This window comes from Streptomyces sp. NPDC040610, assembly GCF_055594065.1.
Map to the genome: position 1 here is coordinate 544537 of NZ_JBVIXA010000004.1, position 16589 is coordinate 561125.

14 protein-coding genes are annotated in these 16589 nt (G+C 70.8%); 6 read left to right on the forward strand and 8 right to left on the reverse strand.

Features of this window, described 5'->3' with window-relative positions:
- Positions 1 to 105 precede the first annotated feature (105 nt).
- Complete coding sequence (pepN, locus tag ACZ6AA_RS18265) at positions 106 to 2721, reverse strand: aminopeptidase N (RefSeq protein ID WP_471458909.1); 2616 nt, start codon at positions 2719 to 2721, stop codon at positions 106 to 108.
- A 144-nt stretch (positions 2722 to 2865) separates the two neighbouring features.
- On the opposite strand from pepN, the gene ACZ6AA_RS18270 reads away from it, so the two are divergent.
- The gene (locus ACZ6AA_RS18270) at positions 2866 to 3522 is read left to right on the forward strand and encodes a mycothiol-dependent nitroreductase Rv2466c family protein (RefSeq protein WP_468449742.1); all 657 of its coding nucleotides are present in this window, start codon (positions 2866 to 2868) and stop codon (positions 3520 to 3522) included.
- A gap of 14 nt (positions 3523 to 3536) precedes the next feature.
- On the opposite strand, the gene ACZ6AA_RS18275 is transcribed toward ACZ6AA_RS18270, so the two are convergent.
- The 4 genes from ACZ6AA_RS18275 to ACZ6AA_RS18290 all read right to left on the reverse strand — a co-directional run bounded on the left by ACZ6AA_RS18275 (position 3537) and on the right by ACZ6AA_RS18290 (position 7855).
- A complete protein-coding gene (locus ACZ6AA_RS18275) occupies positions 3537 to 3764 on the reverse strand; it encodes a hypothetical protein (protein WP_468449741.1) in 228 nt (75 codons plus the stop codon).
- A 155-nt stretch (positions 3765 to 3919) separates the two neighbouring features.
- Entirely contained in the window at positions 3920 to 4570 is a 651-nt protein-coding gene (locus ACZ6AA_RS18280) for a superoxide dismutase (protein WP_164325020.1), read from the reverse strand.
- A 246-nt stretch (positions 4571 to 4816) separates the two neighbouring features.
- Positions 4817 to 6226 (reverse strand): amino acid permease, encoded by a 1410-nt coding sequence (locus ACZ6AA_RS18285; protein WP_468449740.1) that lies wholly within the window; start codon positions 6224 to 6226, stop codon positions 4817 to 4819.
- 180 nt (positions 6227 to 6406) lie between these two features.
- On the reverse strand, positions 6407 to 7855 hold the full coding sequence (locus ACZ6AA_RS18290) for an amino acid permease (RefSeq protein WP_471458912.1): 1449 nt from the start codon (positions 7853 to 7855) through the stop codon (positions 6407 to 6409).
- Positions 7856 to 8150: 295 nt separating this feature from the next.
- On the opposite strand from ACZ6AA_RS18290, the gene ACZ6AA_RS18295 reads away from it, so the two are divergent.
- A complete protein-coding gene (locus ACZ6AA_RS18295) occupies positions 8151 to 8732 on the forward strand; it encodes a biotin transporter BioY (RefSeq protein WP_468449738.1) in 582 nt (193 codons plus the stop codon).
- Positions 8733 to 8789: 57 nt separating this feature from the next.
- Here the strand turns inward: ACZ6AA_RS18295 and ACZ6AA_RS18300 are convergent, their stop codons facing one another.
- Positions 8790 to 10145, reverse strand: coding sequence for an FAD-binding oxidoreductase (locus ACZ6AA_RS18300; protein ID WP_471458914.1), 1356 nt, complete (start codon positions 10143 to 10145; stop codon positions 8790 to 8792).
- Positions 10146 to 10346: 201 nt separating this feature from the next.
- Positions 10347 to 11828 (reverse strand): amino acid permease, encoded by a 1482-nt coding sequence (locus tag ACZ6AA_RS18305; RefSeq protein WP_468449736.1) that lies wholly within the window; start codon positions 11826 to 11828, stop codon positions 10347 to 10349.
- A 225-nt stretch (positions 11829 to 12053) separates the two neighbouring features.
- On the opposite strand from ACZ6AA_RS18305, the gene ACZ6AA_RS18310 reads away from it, so the two are divergent.
- The 3 genes from ACZ6AA_RS18310 to ACZ6AA_RS18320 all read left to right on the forward strand — a co-directional run bounded on the left by ACZ6AA_RS18310 (position 12054) and on the right by ACZ6AA_RS18320 (position 13955).
- Positions 12054 to 12542 carry a ribose-5-phosphate isomerase gene (locus tag ACZ6AA_RS18310; RefSeq protein WP_471458916.1) on the forward strand — a complete coding sequence of 163 codons (489 nt, stop codon included), beginning with the start codon at positions 12054 to 12056 and terminating at the stop codon, positions 12540 to 12542.
- 266 nt (positions 12543 to 12808) lie between these two features.
- The gene (locus ACZ6AA_RS18315; RefSeq protein WP_471458918.1) at positions 12809 to 13639 is read left to right on the forward strand and encodes an Fpg/Nei family DNA glycosylase; all 831 of its coding nucleotides are present in this window, start codon (positions 12809 to 12811) and stop codon (positions 13637 to 13639) included.
- 79 nt (positions 13640 to 13718) lie between these two features.
- Complete coding sequence (locus tag ACZ6AA_RS18320; RefSeq protein ID WP_468449733.1) at positions 13719 to 13955, forward strand: superinfection immunity protein; 237 nt, start codon at positions 13719 to 13721, stop codon at positions 13953 to 13955.
- On the opposite strand, the gene ACZ6AA_RS18325 is transcribed toward ACZ6AA_RS18320, so the two are convergent.
- The gene (locus ACZ6AA_RS18325; RefSeq protein WP_468480794.1) at positions 13952 to 15187 is read right to left on the reverse strand and encodes a GNAT family N-acetyltransferase; all 1236 of its coding nucleotides are present in this window, start codon (positions 15185 to 15187) and stop codon (positions 13952 to 13954) included. The genes ACZ6AA_RS18320 and ACZ6AA_RS18325 overlap by 4 nt on opposite strands.
- A gap of 164 nt (positions 15188 to 15351) precedes the next feature.
- On the opposite strand from ACZ6AA_RS18325, the gene ACZ6AA_RS18330 reads away from it, so the two are divergent.
- Complete coding sequence (locus ACZ6AA_RS18330; RefSeq protein ID WP_190113731.1) at positions 15352 to 16536, forward strand: PP2C family protein-serine/threonine phosphatase; 1185 nt, start codon at positions 15352 to 15354, stop codon at positions 16534 to 16536.
- Positions 16537 to 16589: the final 53 nt, after the last annotated feature.

A 16589-nucleotide genomic window follows, 5' to 3' on the forward strand; every position in this document is an offset into this window, starting at 1 on the left:
CGCAGCGAAAGACGAAGGAAACCCGCGCAGCGCGACGATCGGGCCCCGGGGATGCCGCCCCGGGGCCACCACCCGGGGCGGCGCCCCCGGGCCCACCTACGCCCCTCAGACGGGGCCCGCGGCCCCATCACAGGCCTGCGCCCGCAACGACCGCGCCAGATCGTCCGTGGCCTCAAGGACCAGACGGCGCAGCGCGGGCGGCGCCTGCTCGTGGCCGGTGAGCCACGCGTCCGCCGCGTCCAGCGTCTCCTGGCGGTCCTGGAAGTGCGGGAACAGGCCCCGCACCACGTCCATGCCGATCTGGATGGACCGCTCGGCCCACACCCGCTCGATCACCTCGAAGTACTCCGGCGCGTACGCCGTGGTCAGCTCGCGCTGCGAGGGCTGCTGGAACCCCGCGATCGTCGCCTCCACCAGGGCGTTGGACAGCGCGTCCGACTCCACCACGGCGGCCCACGCCTGCGCCTTCACCGCCGCCGAGGGGCGCGCGGCCAGACAGCGGACCTGGTGCCGCTTGCCGGACGCCGTGTCGTCGCGGGCCAGCTCGGCCGCGAGCGCCTGCTCGTCCGCCGCGCCGCTCACCGCGAGCGCGCCGAGGAACGCCCAGCGCAGCTCCTGGTCCACATCGAGCCCGTCGACCTTGGCCGTGCCGTCCAACAGGCCCTGGAGCAGCTGGAGGTCGGCCTCGGACGACGCCACCGACGCGAAGAACCGCGCCCACGTCAGCTGGTGCTGGCTGCCCGGCTCGGCCACGCGCAGCTCCCGCAGGGCGCCCTCGGCGAGCGCCCGGCCGCCCTCCTCGCGCCAGTCGGGCGCGGCGTAGTGCGTGCGGGCGGTGTTGGCCCAGGCGTGCAGCATCTGCAGGACGCCGATGTCGGACTCCTGCCCGGCGAAGCGAAGGACCAGGCCGATGAAGTCCCGCGCGGGCATGAGCGCGTCCCGCGTGAGGCTCCACAGGGCCGACCAGCAAAGGGCACGGGCCAGCGGGTCCGTGATGTCCCCGAGGTGGTCGCGGAGCGTGGCGAGGGACGTCTCGTCGAAGCGGATCTTGCAGTACGTCAGGTCGTCGTCGTTGACCAGGACCAGCTCCGGCGCCTCGGCCCCGGCCAGCTCGGCGACCGTGGTGCGGGGGCCCTCGACGTCCACCTCCGCGCGGGCGTACCGCACGAGGTCGCCGCCCGCCTCCCTGCGGTACAGGCCGACGGCCACGCGGTGCGGGCGCAGCTCCAGGGTGCCCGTCGGCGGAGCCGACTGATGAGCGGGGGCGGCGGCCTCCTGCACGACGGCCAGCTCGGTGACGCGGCCCTCGGCGTTCAGGGTCACCTGCGGGGTGAGGGAGTTGACGCCCGCCGTCTGCAGCCACGCCCGCGACCAGGCGGTCATGTCCCGGCCACTGGTCTCCTCCAGGACGGAGAGCAGGTCGCCGAGGCGGGTGTTGCCGTACGCGTGCCGCTTGAAGTAGCGCCGGGCGCCCTCAAGGAAGGCGTCACGGCCGGCGTAGGCCACGAGCTGCTTGAGGACGGATGCGCCCTTGGCGTACGTGATCCCGTCGAAGTTGAGCTTGGCGTCCTCCAGGTCGCGGATGTCGGCCGTGACGGGGTGGGTGGAGGGGAGCTGGTCGGCGCGGTACGCCCAGGCCTTGCGGTTGTTGGCGAAGGTGATCCAGCCGCTGGTGAAGCGCGTCGCCTCGACCATGGAGAAGGAGCCCATGAAGTCGGCGAAGGACTCCTTGAGCCACAGGTCGTCCCACCACTGCATGGTCACGAGGTCGCCGAACCACATGTGCGCCATCTCGTGCAGGATGACGTTGGCCCGGCGTTCATAGGACGCCTGGGTGACCTTGCCGCGGAAGATGAACTCCTCGCGGAAGGTGACACAGCCCGGGTTCTCCATCGCCCCGAGGTTGTACTCCGGGACGAACGCCTGGTCGTACTTCCCGAAGGGGTACGGGTAGTCGAAGTGGTCGTGGAAGAAGTCCAGGCCCTGCTTGGTGACGAGGAAGACGTCGTCCGCGTCGAAGTGCTTGGCGAGGCCCTTGCGGCACATCGCGCCGAGCGGGATCTCCAGGCGCGTGCCGTCCTCGAAGACGCGCTCGTAGGAGTCGGTCACGTAGTGATAGGGCCCCGCGACGACCGCCGTGATGTACGTCGAGATCGGCTTGGTCTCGGCGAACTTCCACACCCCGTCGGCCAGTTCACCGACCCCGTTGCTCCACACCGTCCAGCCCTCGGGCGCCTGTGCGGAGAAGCGGAAGGGGGCCTTGAGGTCGGGCTGCTCGAAGTTGGCGAAGACCCGGCGGGAGTCCGCGGGCTCGTACTGCGTGTAGAGATAGACCTCGCCGTCCTCGGGGTCGACGAAGCGGTGCATGCCCTCGCCGGTGCGGCTGTAGGCGCACTGGGCGTCCACCACCAGCTCGTTCTCCTCGCGCAGGTCCTCGAGCGCGATGCGGGAGCCGTCGAAGACCTCCGAGGGGTCCAGGTCCTTGCCGTTGAGGGACACGGCTGTCACGCTCGGCGCGATCAGGTCCGCGAAGCTCGTGGCGCCCGGCTCGGCGCACCGGAAGCGCAGCGTCGTCACCGATCGGAACGTGCGCGGCGCGCTCGCGTCGCCGTCGCTGTCGCCCACCGCCGAGCGCAGGTCGAGGAAGACCTCGTACCCCTCGACGGACAACAGCGCGGCCCGCTCCTGGGCCTCGTCGCGGGACAGATTCTCACCGGGCACGGGCGGCACTCCCTTGTGGCTCGCATGATTCGTTCGAATGCCTCTGATCCTCGCACGCGGCTCCTTCGGCGGACATCCGGGAATGCCCCGGTACACCCCCGACGTTCCGCTGCCAGTCCCCGAACGGATCCCTTAGGGAGAGACATGGCTGAGAACGTCGCACAGACCGCCAACGGCAAGACCCCGGTCGACTTCTGGTTCGACCCGCTGTGTCCCTGGGCCTGGATGACCTCGCGCTGGGTCCTCGAAGTGGAGAAGGTCCGCGACATCGAGGTCCGCTGGCATCTCATGAGCCTCGCCGTCCTCAACGAGAACAAGCTGGACGAGCTGCCCGAGGAGTACCGCGAGATGCTCGCGACCCACGCCTGGGGCCCCGTCCGCGTCGTGATCGCGGCCCAGCAGGAGCACGGCGCGGAGGTCCTCGGCGACCTCTACACCGCGCTCGGGACTCGCATTCACAACCAGGGCGAGGGCCCCACGAAGGAGGCCGTCGCCGGTGCCCTGAAGGAGGTCGGCCTGCCCGAGTCGCTCCTTGACCACTGGGACTCGACGCCTTACGAGGCCGAGCTGCGCGCCTCCCACAACGAGGGCATCGACAAGGTCGGCCAGGAGGTGGGCACCCCCGTCATCGCCGTCCCCGGCCCCGACGGCGAACAGGTCGCCTTCTTCGGCCCGGTCGTCACCCCCGCCCCCAAGGGCGAGGCAGCGGCCCGCCTGTGGGACGGCACGCTCCTGGTGGCGTCCACGCCGGGCTTCTACGAGATCAAGAGGACGAGGACGCAGGGCCCGATCTTCGACTGACCGTCGACGGGCGCTCAGTCGATGCCCGGCGGTATTTTCACGGGCGTCCCCCGGAAGCTCCGCTCGGTCATGTAGGTGCGTACGTTCCGGCAGCCGGGTTTGGCGCACATCCAGTAGTGCTCCACGTAGGTCTCGTCGATCTTGGCGCGCAGCCAGACCTTCTGCGCCTCGGTCAACGGACGGTGCAACTGCAGCTCGCTGGTCGGGCATGTCCAGCAGGACAGCTCTGTAGGTTGCGGCATGGAGCCACTGTCTGCCGGAACCCGGCATACCGAAAGGCCCCCGCGAGTCACGTCCTCGCGGGGGCCTTTCCTCTATCCGCCTGCCGTCATGAAGGTTGAGAAGACGATCACGAGGCAGGACGTTCACCGGGGCCCGGGAGCCCCCGAGCCAGAGATCAGGGAGCCAGCAGCAGGCTGTTCACGCGCTGCTTGGCGGCCTCGTAACGCTTCGCCACGTCCTGCCAGTTCACGACCTGCCACATGGCCTCGATGAAGTCCACCTTCTGGTTCTTGTACTGCAGGTAGAAGGCGTGCTCCCAGGCGTCGAAGACCAGGATCGGGGTCGAGCCCTGGCCGACGTTGCCCTGGTGGTCGTAGATCTGCTCGACGATCAGGCGGTTGCTGAGCGGCTCGTAGGCGAGCACGCCCCAGCCCGAACCCTGGGTCGTCGCGGAGGCCTTCGTCAGCTGGGCCTTGAACTTGGCGAAGGAGCCGAAGGACTCGGTGATGGCGTCCGCGAGCTCGCCGACACCGTCGGCGGCCGTGGGCTCGCCGCCGCCGCCGTCCTTCGGGCCGTTCATGTTGTGCCAGTAGATGCTGTGCAGGATGTGCCCGGAGAGGTGGAAGGCCAGGTTCTTCTCCAGGCCGTTGATGGCGCCCCACGACTCCTTGTCGCGGGCCTCCGCCAACTGCTCCAGGGTGTCGTTCGCACCCTTCACGTACGCGGCGTGGTGCTTGTCGTGGTGGAGCTCGATGATCTGCGGGTTGATCACCGGCTCCAGCGCCGCGTAGTCGTACGGAAGTTCAGGAAGCGTGTAAATGGCCATGAGTGAGCCCTCCGACGTGCTCTGCGTGCTGTGCCGCGCCGTGTCGCGCGGCGCCGCCTCGCACCTCTTTATTGCGACCTATGTGCAACTGCAGGCTAGCAGCAGGAGTACGGTGAAGTTGATCAGCCCTTCGTCCTAGGCCTGGAGCCCCGGAGACCCGGGGGCCGGAGATCCGGCGCCCGTGCCGCGGACGGCCGAAGGCCCCGCTCCACAGGGGGGAGCGGGGCCTTCGGGGTGCTGTCGGTCTCAGGGGCGCGGCGCGTCGGCGCCCCGGTTCTCCATGACCTTCTGGCGGGCGTAGCCGATCGCCATGAGGATCAGGGTCAGTCCGCCCGAGTAGAAGAGCTGGGTGCGGGTCTCCGACTCGCGGGCCATCAGGACGAACACCGTGATCATCCCGGCGAGGGCCGCGTAGGTGAGCCAGGGGAAGAGCCACATCTTCACCACCAGCTTCTCCGGCGACTCGCGCTCCAGCTTGGAGCGCAGCCGCAGCTGGGCCGTGGCGATGAAGAACCACACCACGAGGATGATCGCGCCGATGGTGTTCAGGAGCCACTGGAAGATGTCGTCGGGCCGCCAGTAGCTGAGCAGGACGCACAGGAAGCCGAAGGCCGACGAGGTCAGGACGGCGATGCGGGGCACGCCGTCGAACATCCGGCCGAGGGCCTTGGGGCCCTGGCCGCGCTGCACCAGCGAGTTGGCCATGCGCGAGGCGCCGTAGATGTTGGCGTTCATCGCGGAGAGCAGGGCGATGAGGACGACGACGTTCATGATCTGGCCGGCACCGTCGATGCCGAGGTGGTCGAGGGTGGCGACGTAGGGACCCTTCGTCGCTACCTCTTCCTTCGTCCAGGGCAGCAGCGTCACGACGACGGCCATCGAGCCGACGTAGAAGAGGGCGATCCGCCACATCGCCGTCCGGACGGCCTTGGCCACGCCCTGCACGGGGTGCTCGGACTCGGCCGCCGCGATGGTGACGGTCTCCAGGCCTCCGTACGCGAACACGGAGGCGAGCAGTCCGACGATCAGGCCGTCCACGCCGTTGGGCATGAACCCGCCCTGCCCGGTGAGGTTGGTCATGCCGGGCGCCTCGGTGTCGGGCAGCCAGCCGAAGATCGCGAGCACGCCGATGCCGAGGAAGAGGACGATCGCGCCGACCTTCAGGGCGGCGAACCAGAACTCGAACTCGCCGAAGTTCTTCACGGCCGCGAGGTTCGTGCCGCAGAACGCCAGCATGAACAGGGCGACCCAGGCCCACTCCGGGACCCCCGGCACCCAGCCGTGCACGATCTTCGCGGCGCCGATGCCCTCCAGGCCGACGGCCACGCACAGCAGGAACCAGAACGACCAGCCCGCGGTGAACCCGGCCCACGGGCCCATCGCCCGCTCGGCGTGCACGGAGAAGGAGCCGGACGCGGGGTTGGCCGCGGCCATCTCGCCCAGCATGCGCATGACGAGCATGACCAGGGCGCCGGAGATCGCGTACGCCAGGATGATCGAGGGCCCGGCCGCGGCGATGGCGGTGCCGGAGCCCACGAAGAGCCCGGCGCCGATCACGCCGCCGAGGGCGATCATCGACAGATGGCGCTGCTTGAGTCCGTGACCGAGCGGCGCGTCGGCTTTGGGTGGTGCGTCCTGCAAGGACGTCCGAGACATGGGCGTGCCCTGTTCAGTAGCAGAGACGGGTCAGTGGCAGAGACGGGTCAGTGGCAGAGCGGGGGAGCGAAGTGCGCCACAGTCTGAGCGTGCGTACCGCTCACAGGGAACAGTTGACCGGTATACGGACACGACGCTCACACATGGTGAAGGTTTGTTCACATCACGAACACATAAGCGTCATGAATGCGTGCGCAGGCGCCGCTGCCACCACTCCCGGGCCCACGCCACCGCGATCACCAGCGCCGTCGCGCCCGCCGACCACAGCAGCTGCGGCCGCGCCCCGTCGTCCCGGAGCATCAGCAGGATCACCACGGCCATCGCCGCGAGCGCGGCCCACGTCAGCCAGGGGAAGAACCACATGCGCAGGGTCAGGCGCTCGGGAGCCTCGCGCTCGATGCGCCGCCGCAGCCGCAGCTGCGAGAGCGCGATCAGCGCCCAGACGAACAGCAGCGCCGCGCCGACCGAGTTGAGCATGTAGAGGAAGACGGACTCGGGCCACTTCAGATTCAGCAGGACGGACACGAAGCCGAAGGCCACCGAGGCGAGCACGGCCCGGCGCGGCACCCCGCCGCCCGACACCCGAAGCAGCGCCTTCGGCGCCTCGCCGCGCTCGGCGAGCGAGAAGATCATGCGCGAGGAGCCGTACAGATTGGCGTTCAGGGACGACAGGAGCGCCACGAACACCACGATGTTCATGAGAGTCCCGGCCGACGGGACGCCGATGGAGTCCAGGACCGTGACATACGGGCTGAAACCCGCCTGCTGCGCCGTCCACGGCAGCACCGTCACGATGACCAGCATCGAGCCGACATAGAAGAAGAGGATGCGGTACACCGCGCTGCGCACCGCCCGCGCCACCGAGCGCACCGGGTCGTCGGACTCCGCCGCCGCGATCGTCACGATCTCCAGACCGCCGAACGCGAAGAGCACCACGACCACCCCGGAGACCACCCCGTCCCAGCCGTGCGGCAGGAAGCCGCCGTCGCCGGTCAGATGCGTGAGGCCCACCGGGTCGGTGTCGGGAAGCACCCCGAAGATCGCGAGCAGCCCGAGCACGAGGAACGCGCCGATCGCGAAGACCTTCAGGGCGGCGAACCAGAACTCGAACTCGCCGAAGTTCTTCACGGCCGCGAGGTTGGCGCCGGTGAAGAACACCATGAAGACGAGCACCCACGCCCACTGCGGCACCCCGGGCACCCACTCGCCCGCGATGCGGGCCGCGCCGGTCGCCTCCACCGCGAGCACCACGACGAGCAGGAACCAGTACAGCCAGCCCACCGAGAACCCGGCCCAGCGCCCGAGCGCCCGCTCCGCGTGCACGGAGAACGCGCCGGAGGCGGGCATCGCGGCGGACATCTCGCCGAGCATCCGCATCACGCACATCGCGAGCGCGCCCGCGATCAGATAGGAGAGGACGATGCCGGGCCCCGCGACCTCGATCCCGGCCCCCGACCCCACGAAGAGTCCGGCGCCGATGACGCCGCCGAGGCCGAGCATGGTGAGGTGGCGCTGCTTGAGGCCGGCGCCGAGGGGTTCGGGCCCCGTGTCCGTGGCGGCGGGCGTGTCGACCGCCGTCGCTCCCGTGGGAGGCACCGCAGACCGGGACGGCAGGGAGTCGTGCTTCACGTGTCGTCGGCTCTCGTGCTCAAGGAGTACGGCGGGACGTGCTCAAGGGGTTTGGCGGGTATCCACAGTGTCGCCGCTGGACGTCCCGGGAAGCAACCGGGGCCCCCACGGCACTGACCTCAGTGACGAGCGTCACGCCGAACCAGGTGTGCCCCGGTCTCTTTGTGCGAAGCCCACCAAGGCCGGGCCGCTGCCTTTGTCACCGGCACCCCCTGATACGCCGCGCCCGCCGGGGATAGGGTCACAGCGTCCCGCTTGCCTGCCCCCTCATGGCCCCCAGAATCACGGAGTCCCGATGAGCACAGCCGCCCTCTCCCGTCCGGGTCAGGTCCTGGCCGACCTGATCCCCGCCACCCGCCTGCGCGACGTGACCCTGGTCCTCGGCGGCGCCGCCCTCACCGGCATCGCGGCCCAGATCGCCGTCCCGGTCCCCGGCTCCCCGGTCCCGGTCACGGGCCAGACCTTCGCGGCCCTGCTCGTCGGCACCTCGCTCGGCGCCTACCGCGGCGCGGCCTCGCTCGCGGTGTACGCGCTCGTCGGCATGGCGGGCATGCCCTGGTTCGCGCAGGGCAAGGCGGGCATGGGCATGCCGAGCCTCGGCTACGTCTTCGGCATGCTGCTCGCCGCGATGGTCGTGGGCGCCCTCGCCCGCCGCGGCGCCGACCGGAACGTGGTGCGCATGGCCGGGACGATGGTCCTCGGCTCCGCGATCATCTACGCCGTCGGCGTGCCGTACCTGGCTGCCTCGACCGGCATGTCGCTCACCGAGGCGGTCGCGGCCGGACTCACGCCGTTCCTCATCGGCGACGCGCTCAAGGCGGCGCTCGCGATGGGCGCGGTGCCGCTGGCGTGGAAGTACCTCCACGACAAGCGCTGACGCGCCACGCACGTCCGACATGAGGGCCGGTGCCGTACGGGCGCCGGCCCGTCGACGTCAACGGACGCTGTAGTTCCGCCTGAAGAGGTTCGCCGGGTCGTACGTGGCCTTGAGACCGGCGAGCCTCTTGTGCGTCTCGGCGTCGTACAGCCCCTCGGGCCGGTCGCCACCGGCGAAGGTGAAGTTCAGGGACTGCCCGAGGACCCGGGGCGCCACCTCCCCGAACGCGCCCGCGTACAGCTCCCGCAGGCTCGCCCGGTCGGCCCCGTCGGTGCTGTCGGTGCCGTTCAGGGGCGACAGGATCCGCAGCAGCCAGCGCGCGTCCCGGTGCGGCACGGCGTTCGCGGCGGGCCGGGCGAGGGCGCCGCCCAGGTGGTTGAGCTGCACCACGTGCATGCGGTCGGCGGCGGGCCCGGTGAGCGTGAGGATCCGCTCCAGGCCCTCGCCGTCCAGGCCGTCCAGCATGCGGCTCTCCCCGTAGTAGGCGTGCGGGAAGTCGGGGTCGCTGTGGATGGTGTGGCTCTCGGTGTACGGCAGTTCGCGCAGGGAGTCCTCGTGCGCGGGCCCGATCGCGCGCAGCGGCGCCACGAGCCGCTCGCCCTCCTCCGCGGTGCCGGTGTACGCGACGCGCACGGTCACCAGATAGCGGCCCCGAAGCGCCTCCGGGAGCATCGGCAGATCCGGGTAGACCAGCGCCGCGAGGGACGAGGTGACCTCGTCGGGCACCGTCTCCGTCCAGGCCGTGTACGCGCGCAGGACCGCCGCCGGGTCGACCTCGCGCCCGTCGAAGGCGAGCGCGCCCCCGTACAGCCGCACCACGGGCACCAGGCCGATCTCCAGGGCCGTCACGACGCCGAGGTTCGCGCCGCCGCCGAGCAGCCCCCAGAACAGCTCAGGCTCGCCCCCGGCCGTCACGTGCCGCACGGCGCCGTCGGCCGTGACCACGTCCAGGGACCGCACATGGTCGGCCGCGTACCCGAACTCCCGCGCCAGGACGCCGAGCCCGCCGCCCAGCGTGTACGACACGGCGCCCACGGACGGCGCCGAGCCGTTCAGGGGCGCCAGGCCGTGCTCCGCGGCGGCCGCGACGACCTGCCCCCAGCGGACGCCCGCCCCGATCCGCGCGGTGCGCGTCGTGGGGTCCACGACGACCTCGTCCAGGCGCCGGGTGCTGATCAGCACGCCGCCGTGCGAGGCGTCCGGCAGGCCGTGCCCGGTCGCCTGCACCCCGACCGGCAGGCCCGCGTCGGCGGCGTACGCCACGGCCGCGACCACGTCGTCGGTGCTCGTGGCCGCGAAGACGACGTCGGGGCGCTGGGCGTACCCCGTCTGGAATCCGGCGATCTCGTCGTCGTAGCCGTCCTGGCCCGGCCGGAAGGTGAGCGGCTGCGCGGGGTGGGCGGTGTCGTTCACGGGCTGCCTCCGTCATGCGGGCGCGGCGGGGTGCGCGGCGCCGAGGATCTTGTCCTTGCCGGGCCCACCCTGCCCGCATAACTTGACAGCTTCCGTCAGGTTTTCCGCGCCGCGCACACGACGGCGGGGTGGCTCCGGACCCCCGGAACCACCCCGCCGCGCTCGAACAGACCTCAGCCTCGAACAGACCTCAGCCTCGGCTCAGGACTCGACCTCGGCCGCCTCCTCGGCGGTCCGCGGCCGCACCTTCTCGCGCACCAGCGAGAAGCCGAGCACGAGGGCCGCCACGAGCAGCGAGAGCACCATCTGCTTGCGCCCGGCGTCGTCGTACAGCATGTAGACGATCACGAACGAGATCATCCCGATGGTGACCCAGGTCAGATACGGGAACAGCCACATCTTCACGACCAGCTTCTCCGGCTGCTCGCGCAGGATGATGCCGCGCATCTTCAGCTGCGTGAAGCAGATGACGAGCCAGACGAACAGCGCGACCGCGCCGGAGGAGTTGAGCAGGAAGTCGAAGACGGTCTCCGGCCACTGGTAGTTGAACCAGACGGCGGCGAAGCCGAAGACGACCGAGCCGAGGATCGCCGCGCGCGGCACGCCGTTGGAGTCGGTGCGCGCGAAGGCCTTCGGCGCGTCCCCGCGCTGGCCGAGCGAGAACGCCATGCGGGAGGCCGTGTAGAGGCCGGAGTTGAGGCAGGAGAGCACCGCGGTGAGCACGATCACGTTCATCACCTGACCGGCGTGCGGAATGCCGATCGAGTTCAGCGCGGCGACGTACGAACCGTCCTTCTCGATGGACTTGTCGTTCCAGGGCAGCAGCGTCACGACCACGAAGATCGAACCGAGGTAGAAGACGCCGATGCGCCAGATGACGCTGTTCGTGGCCTTGGTGACGGCGCGCTGCGGGTCCTCCGACTCACCGGCGGCGAGCGTGACGATCTCCGAGCCCATGAAGGAGAAGACCACCATCAGGACACCCGTGAGGATGGCGCCCGCCCCGTTGGGCATGAAGCCGCCCGCGTCCGTCAGATGCGCGAAGCCGTCACCCGGGTTGTCCGAGCCCGGCAGCACACCGAAGACGGCGAGCAGGCCGATGAGCACGAACGCGCCGATCGCGACGACCTTGATCCCGGCGAACCAGAACTCGAACTCGCCGTAGGAGCCGACCGAGACCAGGTTCGTGGCGGTGAGCACCACCATCACGATGAGCGCCCAGCCCCACTGCGGGATCGCGGGTATCCACCCTTCCAGGATCACGGCGCCCGCGGTGGCCTCCACCGCCAGCACGACGACCCAGAAGAACCAGTACAGCCAGCCGATGGAGAAGCCCGCCCAGCGGCCGAGCGCCTGATCGGCGTACGCGGAGAAGGAGCCGGACGTCGGCCGGGCCGCGGCCATCTCGCCGAGCATCCGCATCACGAGCACGACCATCGTGCCGACGAGGGCGTACGACACGAGGATCGCCGGGCCCGCGGCCTTGATGCCGGACGCGGAACCGACGAACAGACCCGCACCGATCACGCCGCCGATGGCGATCATCGACAGATGGCGGTTCTTCAGCCCGGCCTGCAGGCCGTCGCCGCCCTGCCCGTGGCCGTTGCCCGCCTTGCCCGACTGGGAATCATCGGGCCCTTCGGGCTTGCTGTCTTCCTTCGCAAGGGACGGTTGCGAGGTCATAGGCAGATCCTTTGGTTCGCGGGGACGAGCCCCCGCATTAAAAGCGCCGGGGTGTACGGGACGAAAGGCCCGTCTCCGGATCGTTGTATTCCGCGGAATGCTGAGTGAACGGGCGCTTACGCACGATGACCGGCCAGGGGATTGGCCTGCACCAATGGGTGCCCGGAGGGGTGCCCCGCCGCCCCACGGCGGCCGCACGCCGCCGTGCATGCCAGACTTCGCTCCATGCGCGTGTACCTCGGCTCGGATCATGCCGGCTACGAACTGAAGAACCACCTCGTCGAATGGCTCAAGGCGCACGGGCACGAGCCCGTCGACTGCGGGCCCCACATCTACGACGCCCAGGACGACTACCCGCCGTTCTGCCTGCGTGCCGCGGAGAAGACCGCCGCGGACCCCGAGTCCCTCGGCATCGTCATCGGTGGCTCCGGGAACGGGGAGCAGATCGCGGCGAACAAGGTGAAGGGGGTGCGGGCCGCTCTCGCCTGGAGTGACCAGACGGCCGCGCTCGGGCGGGAGCACAACGACGCCAACGTGATCTCCATCGGTGGGCGGATGCACAGCCAGGACGAGGCCACGAAGTTCGTCGAGATCTTCCTTGCCACGCCGTACTCCGGCGAGTCCCGCCACACCCGTCGCATCGAGATGCTCTCCCGCTACGAGAGCACCGGCGAGCTGCCGGCCATCCCGGCGCATCACCCGCAGCAGGGCTGAGGTGGGGTGCCCTGCCGGGGGCTCTCCCCGATCCCGCCCCTTCCCGTAACTGGGGGCGCTGCCCCCAGACCCCCGCTCCTCAAACGCCGGAGGGGCTGTATATCTCGCCGCTGCGGCAAGGTTCTAGCCCGTCCGGCGTTCGAGGACGAGGCGCGGAGCGCCGATAGCGGGGGTCTGGGGGCGGCAGCCCCCGGTTTCGGGAAGGGGCGGGGTTGGGGAGCCCCCGGCAGGGCCCCGCCCACCCCCTCCGCAACAAGGAGCACCCCGTGCCGGAAGGCCACACGATCCACCGGCTCGCGGCCGACCACCGGGACCGGTTCCAGGGGCGGAAGACGACCGCCAGCAGCCCGCAGGGCAAGTTCTCCGACAGCGCGGCCCTGGTGACGGGCAGGCCCCTGGACACGGCGGAGGCCCACGGCAAGCACCTCTTCCTGGGCTTCCCGGACACGGGCTGGATCCACATCCACCTGGGCCTCTTCGGCAAGGTCACCTTCGGCGCCGCCCCCGCGCCCCCGCCCACGGACACCGTTCGCCTCCGCCTGACGAACGACACCGCGTACATGGACCTCCGCGGCCCGACGACCTGCGCCCTGATCACGGACGAGGAGAAGCAGGCGATACACGCCCGCCTGGGCCCGGACCCGCTGCGCCCGCGGGGCGAGGGGAACGACCCGGAGACGGCCTGGCGCCGCGTCTCACGCAGCCGCACGACGATCGCCGCGCTCCTCCTGGACCAGAAGGTCGTCGCGGGCGTGGGCAACGTCTACCGCGCCGAGGTCCTGTTCCGCCACGGCATCGACCCGTACACGCCCGGCAAGGACCTAACGTACGCCCAATGGACCGCGATCTGGGCGGACTTGGTGGACCTGATGCGCGAGGGCGTCCGGCACAATCGCATCGACACGGTCCGCCCCGAGCACATGCCGGAGGCGATGGGCCGCCCGCCGCGCGTGGACGACCACGGCGGCGAGGTGTACGTGTACCGCAGAGCCCGCCAGGCCTGCCACATCTGTGGCGGCGAGATCCGCACCGCCGATCTTGCCGCCCGCAACCTCTTCTGGTGCCCGACCTGCCAGCCGCGGGGCCACCGGCCGTGACGAGAACCGGGCTCCGGCCGAGACAAGTACAAGAACAGCAAGAGCAGCAAGAACAAGGAAAAGAAGAGGTACCACCAACGTGTTCGACGACCTGGGCGCGCTGTTCGCCGTAGCCGCTGCTCTGGCGTTCCTCGTCCTCTACCTTCTCCCCGCGCTCCTCGCCTTCTGGCGGAACGCGGAGAACCGCTGGCTGGTTCTGGTCGTCAACGTCCTCTTCGGCGCCAGCGTCCTCGGCTGGTTCCTCGCCCTGTACCTGGCGACCCGCAAACCGAAGGAGCCCCGCGGGGCGCGGGCGGGCGGTCCGGAGCCGGTCTAGAAGCCGTGTGACAGCCACGGTGCGAGGGCCGAGCCGAACGCAGGGCCCGCCTCCGCCGCCGCACCCTGGCGCAGTTCACGGACCCGGCCCGCCGCGGTGAGCTGGGTGAGGGGGACGCCGCCCAGATAGAGGGAGCCCAGGTCGCGGATGGAGAGGGCGAGGTCGGCCGGGGTGTCGTCGGCGACGCGCTTGCAGGAGGCGCCCTTGGGGTCGCCGGTCAGGCGCCAACGGCCCTGGTTCCAGGGGCAGAAGGTGTCCGCCACGTCCAGGACGACGTCGATCGGGGTCTGGTACGTGCGGGCTTCGAGGGCGGCGCCCAGGTCCACCAGGCGTACGTACAGCGAATCGCGGGTCCGCAGGTCGCAGCGGCGCACGTCCGTGACGAGCTGGGCCAGCGGGTCGTCCACCGGCCGGTTCAGGGCCAGGACCGTCGACGTCAGGTCGATGCCGAACAGGAAGCGCCACAGCGCCGCGTACGCCGCCGGGTCCAGGGCCTCCACGTCCTGCACCTTGACCGTGCCCTTGGGGCCCCGGGCGTCCCACTCGGGCTTGACCGCGTAGAACGCGAAACCGACGACCTCGCCGTCGCGCTCGGCGAGCACGCACTGCTGCGGCGACGCGCCGTTGCGCTCGGACGGCGGGTCCAGGGTGACCAGACGCTCCCAGCCGGGCCGCCGCGCCATCATGCCGGGGCGGCCGGGCACCCGCTGCGCGTACACCGCCTCACAGGCGGGCAGGGCCTTGGCGGGCGTCTCGTAGCGCAGTCGTACGTCGTCGGTGCCCGGCGGGACGGACAGGCCGACCCGGGCCTTGTCGATCTCCATCCGGTGCTGGAACGAACCGGCCCCGTACCCGAACCGGCCGTAGATCTCCGGCTCCGACGCCGTCAGGACCGCCACCGCCTCGCCGCGCTCCCGCACGTCGTCCAGCTGGCGCCGCATCATCGCCGTGAGCAGGCCGCGCCGCCGGTGCGTGGCCGCCACGCCCACCATCGTCACGCCCGCCGTGTCCACCACGGCGCCGCCCGGCACGGACATGCGGAAGCTGAACGCGCCCGCCGTGCCCACGCAGGCCTCGCCGTCCCAGGCGCCGATCGAGCGCTCGCACTCGGTGAGGTCGCGCCACAGCTCGCGCTCCTCAGGAGCCTCGGGCACGCCACCGAAGGCCACGTCCAGCGTTTTGTACCACTGCTCCCAGTCGCCCTGGCTCAACTCCCGCAATTCTGCTGTCATATGCCATGCCTACCAGGGCTCCAAGGGCGCGGCGAATTGTTTTCCGCGTACCGGAACGCGCGTGTGGACGCTGGGTGTGGAGATACGGGTGAGGTGCCCCTGAAGGGGGACAAGAGGTACCTCCCGTGCGAAGTGCCTGGCCCGGTGGATAGGGTCCACGAGCAATGGCGGTACGACGAGAAGGGCGCGAGCGGCGCGAGCAGCGTGCGCGGCGTGCCGAAGCCGAGACGTTCCCGGCCCGCATGAAGAAGCGGCTGCACCGGGCGCGCATAGGGCTGCGCAAATCCGGTGTCGACTACTTCCGGGGCGACGGCTCCGACTGGGTGGCGCTCGCCGCACTCCTCTTGACCGTCCCTGTCATCACCGCGTGCACGATCGTCAACCCGGTGTGGTTCTCGCCCGCCGCGCTCGTGCTGCCCATCGTCGCCGGCGGGCTGCTCCTGCGCCCCTCCAGCCTCCTCGGTCTGTACGCCGCCTCCGCGGCCGCCCTCATCGTGGAGTCCGTGCAGCTCGGCCCCTACACGGAAGGGCCCGCCCGGGTCACCCCCGGCACCGTCCTCGCCGTCGCCGCCTGCGGCTTCTTCGGGCTCCTCATCGCCCAGTTCCGCAGCCGCGTCGGGGTGCCCTGGCGGGGCGGCGGGACCATGCTCTTCGACCTGCGCGAGCGGATCCGGGTGCAGAGCAAGCTCCCCAAGCTGCCGCGCGGCTGGCATCGCGAGATGGCCCTCAGGCCCGCCGGGGGCCAGTCCTTCTCCGGCGACTTCGTCGTCGCCGCCCGCACCAACGGCGGGCGCACCCTCGAAGTCGTCCTCACCGACGTCTCCGGCAAGGGCATGGACGCCGGGTCGCGGGCGCTGCTCCTCTCCGGCGCCTTCGGGGGCCTCCTCGGCTCCCTGCCGCCGCACGCCTTCCTGCCCGCCGCCAACGGGTACCTGCTGCGGCAGGACTGGGACGAGGGCTTCGCCACCTCCATCCACCTCGTCCTCGACCTGGAGACCGGCGACTACGAACTGCTCTCCGCCGGGCACCTGCCCGCCCTCCAGCTCTCCGCCGGGACCGGGCGCTGGGAGGAGAAGTCCGGCGAGGGGCCGCTCCTCGGCGTGTACGACGGCGCCCAGTTCGACCCCGTCAAGGGGTCCCTGCGGCCCGGCGACGTCCTCATGCTCTTCACCGACGGCATCGTCGAGGCCGCCGACCGCGACATCGCCGAAGGCATCGACCGGCTCACCGGTGAGGCCGACCGCTACGTCCCCGGCGGCTTCCACGGTGCCGCGTGGCACCTCATCGAGGCGGTCGCCAAGGATGTCAACGATGATCGGGCGCTGTTGTTGATCTGCCGCGACGCGTGAGCTGGCCGGGGGCCTTGGGCGGGTCCCCGTGCGGCCGCGCCGGGGGCACCCCC